4 protein-coding genes are annotated in these 4,194 nt (G+C 38.3%); 1 reads left to right on the forward strand and 3 read right to left on the reverse strand.

Features of this window, described 5'->3' with window-relative positions:
- The first annotated feature begins 26 nt into the window (after positions 1-26).
- The gene (locus JHC30_06445; GenBank protein MCI4463788.1) at positions 27-2,783 is read left to right on the forward strand and encodes a hypothetical protein; all 2,757 of its coding nucleotides are present in this window, start codon (positions 27-29) and stop codon (positions 2,781-2,783) included.
- A 164-nt stretch (positions 2,784-2,947) separates the two neighbouring features.
- On the opposite strand, the gene JHC30_06450 is transcribed toward JHC30_06445, so the two are convergent.
- Genes JHC30_06450 through JHC30_06460 form a run of 3 tightly spaced genes read right to left on the reverse strand, consistent with a single transcriptional unit; the run spans position 2,948 to position 4,109 of the window.
- On the reverse strand, positions 2,948-3,172 hold the full coding sequence (locus JHC30_06450; GenBank protein MCI4463789.1) for a hypothetical protein: 225 nt from the start codon (positions 3,170-3,172) through the stop codon (positions 2,948-2,950).
- Positions 3,173-3,227: 55 nt separating this feature from the next.
- The gene (locus JHC30_06455) at positions 3,228-3,410 is read right to left on the reverse strand and encodes a hypothetical protein (protein MCI4463790.1); all 183 of its coding nucleotides are present in this window, start codon (positions 3,408-3,410) and stop codon (positions 3,228-3,230) included.
- A 12-nt stretch (positions 3,411-3,422) separates the two neighbouring features.
- A complete protein-coding gene (locus JHC30_06460; GenBank protein ID MCI4463791.1) occupies positions 3,423-4,109 on the reverse strand; it encodes a ribonuclease H-like domain-containing protein in 687 nt (228 codons plus the stop codon).
- Between the last annotated feature and the right edge of the window lie 85 nt (positions 4,110-4,194).

Below are 4,194 nucleotides of genomic sequence, written 5' to 3' on the forward strand. Positions count from 1 at the left end.
CGGAAAAACACCGAGCCAAACAACAAGTGCAACACGTTGCAGAAACTCCACAGCCAGAAAAAACAGAGACACCACAAACAGAGACACCAAAAGTTGAAACTCCACAACAAGAAACACCAAAACAGGAAACGCAACAAAATAAACAGCAAGAGTTATTAGAAAAGCAACAGGAACTTTTGAACAAACTAAAAGGTAAAGTTAGTGCCCTGAATATGACACTGAATAGTATGTCTAATGACTTGGGGATACTTTACTCTGGCGATGAGGAAAATGCTTATTGGGTTAAAAAGAAATATGGACTTAAAAGCAATACAGACAAAGCGATAGAACAATTAGAAAACCTAATCAAAAACAAAGAGCAGGAATTAGAGCAAACAAAGGCACAGATAGCACAAACTCAATCACAATTAGAGAAACTAAAACAGACACTTAAAAACTCTCTCAATAAAGAGCGACCGGGTTATATAACTATTCCTTCTGGAAAAGATATCTCACAAGGCGTTAAGAACTTTTTTGACAACATAAAGAAAATGCTTTATCCTCCGAAATCTCGTTCGGTAAGCAGTTTTGAGGAACTAAAAGAGAATTGGAGAGTAGAAACCAACAAGGGCGTTCGCAACGCGGCGAAAATTGCAGAGGATTTAAGAAGTATGGCTAATGACCCTAAACTTTTGAAAATCATAGATGATTGGCTTGATAACCCAGAAAAGTATCAGAAACAATTCGACGCACTTCCAGAGCAATACAAAAAATTGGGTGAGATAATAAGAAATTTGTATCAGCAATCTTTTGAGATTGCAAAAAAGGCTGGTGTTTTGGACGCTTGGATAGACTATTACACACCTCACATATATGCTGACGACCCTGTCAAGGTATATAAATTGCTGTATGCAAGAGGCGGAACAATGGGGCAAAAGTTCTCTTTTGGTTATCAGCGTTCTATTAGGACAAAAGAGGACGCAATTAAACTTGGATTGCACCCAATTGATGACCCAATTTTGAAACTCCAAATATACCTTACACAATTGCATAAAGTAATAGCAAATAAGAAATTTCTTGAACAACTGATGAATACACCAAGTGAATATGGACTTCCTTTGGTGGCGGCAAGACCAAGAAAAAAAGGACTAATAGATGTATGGAATAACACATACAAAATTATTGATGTTCCTAATTTCGATACTTGGGCATATGTTGGTGAGGATAAAAATGGCAAGGTATTGTTAAGTAAGGTTAAATTAAAAGCGGCACCAGAAGTTGCAGACCTTATCAATGATGAATTTGCACCTTACAAGCCAGCCAATCCGTGGTGGCAATTGTATGTAAAGTTAAGAGGAATAGTCAAAAGAGCAATCTTAATTAACCCGATATATCACACTTACAATATGCTGACGATTTACACAACAGAAACAGGATTTAGTCCACAAGCATTAGCAAAGTTATTCGGTCCTATTCCAGAGGACGTAGAGGAAAGAGCAATCAACGCTGGGCTTGAAATCAGTAAATATGCTAATTTGTTAAGAGAACAACTTGAAAAAGAGTTAAGACAAACAGGATTACAGCCCTTTGATGTTGTATTTAGACCTATTACAAAAGTTGAGGAATGGGCGGACAAACTTTTGTGGGACAAGATAGTATATAGATTTCAAGTCCTTACTTTTGACGCATTAACAAAAGAGGTTGCAAGACAACATCCAGATTGGGGACAAGGACAAGTAGATGGAGTAGTTGCTGATATCCTTAACATTGTATATGGAACGATACCACAGACTTGGATAAGCAAAACGGTAAGAGAAGGTGGTCCGATTGCCGCTCTTGCTTATAAGTGGAATTTGGGTGAATTTGACCCTCTTGTAAGTGCAATTACAGGTGGCGGTAGAGGTATTGGAACAAGAAGTTTTCCAGAATGGGAAAGGAAATTCATAGGTAGCCATATGAGGCGATTTGTCCTTAAATCTATTCTCGGCTTTTACATAATAGCAAATATCACACAGGTTGTTGGTATTATGGTTGCTAATCAGTTGAAAAAGGCTGGAATAATCAAAGGCGACCCAGAGCCTATACACTTTATGTTCCAAAATGAAAGCGGACACAAACTTCATTTGGACTTTGGATTAAGAGCAAACGATGGGAGCAAAAGATATGTTGTTTTCCCGCTCTTTAAGAATGTCCAAGATTGGATAGGAATGATTACTCACCCAGTTAAAACTATATGGAATAAGATGGAGCCGATGTTGAAATCTGGATTTGAGGCACTCATAAATTATGATGTTAATAGGCGTCAAGAGATAGTGCCAGAAGGTGCGTCTGGCTGGCAACAACTTACAGGTAGATTAGGTTATATGTTCGAACAATGGACACCTTCATCTTATTACACAGAGGACGAAAAACATTCAAAGACACCAATGGAATGGATTGCTCCTTTCCTCGGTGTGTGGGTTGTAAGAGGCTTACCGGGCGGAGAAATTGAACAAGCATTGTTTGATTTCTTGGCACAAGAAAAAGAGCAAAAGAGAGAAATGAAAAACCAAGCAATAAAACTTTTGCAAAAAGGACAAGTAGATGACGCTATCCAATATATGCAAAGCAAAGGCTTTGATGAAAACGATATACTCGATGTGCTTATGGAGTATAGACTGCCCCTAATCTCTATCTTGGGAACTTTGAGTTATGAGAAAAGATTGAAATTCTTACGATTCTTACAACAAAAAGGTATAAGCATACAACAATTGAAAGATGAATTAGATAGAGAACAAAACTTTGCAAAAAATTTCTCACCATAAAATAAAAAATGGGGGCTTGTCGCCCCCGAGACACCAAGACATATAGTAATAATTCAGAGAGGGGCTTCACGCCCCTTTTTTAGAGGCACAAACGAATTATGCCTCCGATGTCTGGTGAGAGGGTGAGCCTTTGCTCCCCTCGTATATATAGCGAAATTGATTTTTTACCCTTCAATTATATCGTCCAACCAATCAAGTTTTTCTCTCATTTTTTGAGCCTTTGTTAATCTGGCTTTAATTCTGCGTTTTTCATCAATAATACGCCAATCAAGAAATTGCCAGAAAAGGCTCTTTTGTTGCAAAATCAATTCATCATTCTTTTCAAGAATGTCCAAAAAAAAGTTCTGGACTATGTCCTCCGCTTCCTCTCTTGATAATCCCTTCATCATAGCCCGCCTTACGGCGGGTTCGAATAAATCTCTATAAGCGGAGACAAAGAACTCTTTATTCATTTTCCTTTATAGTGAACTCTTTTCTTTCCTTAAACTCTTGTTGTTTTCCTTTATTCCAGTGTTGGACTGGGCGAAGATATCCCACAGGTCTGCTCCATACTTCACACCTTTGTCTTAACTTTTCTGGTATCCTTGTCCCGTCCTCTAAAATCAAATCCTTATTCTCCTCTTTCACTTCTATCACCCCCTATATGCTTCTCTTTGCTGGTCTCTGGAATTTATGAATTGCTTTCCATACCTTTTCCAAATCAATGACGTCTTTCTTGTTGTGGTCTACGATATAGTCTATGCTTTCCTTATCAGCGTGTAATGCACCAATCCAATACTTAAACTCTATGCGTGTCTTTTGTGTCTCACCAAAAAGGGCAAGGGCGATTGTGTCAAGTTTGTTGGAGTTCAATTTTAATTTTGAGCGTGCAACACTCCAAGTATCATCTTGGTATAATTGCCCATAGGCTGGGAAATCCAGCCCATCGTATAAGGCTCTTGTTCGAACAAAAGGTAAATCAAACTTGCTTGAATAATGCCCAACCACCCTATCAAATTGACTTAAAACATTGATAAGGTTCTGGACTATCCTTGTATCTGGTTTATCAAACTCATAGGTTGTTATATCCTTTGGAGTTAGATAATCCACATACAAGTCATCTTTATCAAGTTCCTTGACAACCCAAGATATCATAATTCCAAAGTTAGCGTCCATATTGGTGGCTTCGATATCGAAAAAGGCTATACGCTCCGCCCTCTGTGAGGGCGGGATATTTCCATAATCGGCTATATAACAAGCCATATGTTCAATGTAGCGATGCCCGTGCTTACATCTATGGTTGTATAGCCAGAGCCAATCCTCTTTTTTAAGTTTACTTATCTCCATTAGTCCTCATCATCTCCTTCCTCACCATCATCTTTTTCCCAATCTTCATTAGTATAACCATCATCGGTATGCCAATCAACGTCGT

Origin of the sequence: Caldisericum sp. (assembly GCA_022759145.1) — a bacterium.
In the GTDB taxonomy this organism is placed as follows: domain Bacteria; phylum Caldisericota; class Caldisericia; order Caldisericales; family Caldisericaceae; genus Caldisericum.

Coding starts and splice junctions, on each gene's coding strand:
- JHC30_06450 (MCI4463789.1), bottom strand. CDS start 3,172: ATGATGAAGGGATTATCAAGAGAGGAAGCGGAGGACATAGTCCAGAAC.
- JHC30_06460 (MCI4463791.1), bottom strand. CDS start 4,109: ATGGAGATAAGTAAACTTAAAAAAGAGGATTGGCTCTGGCTATACAAC.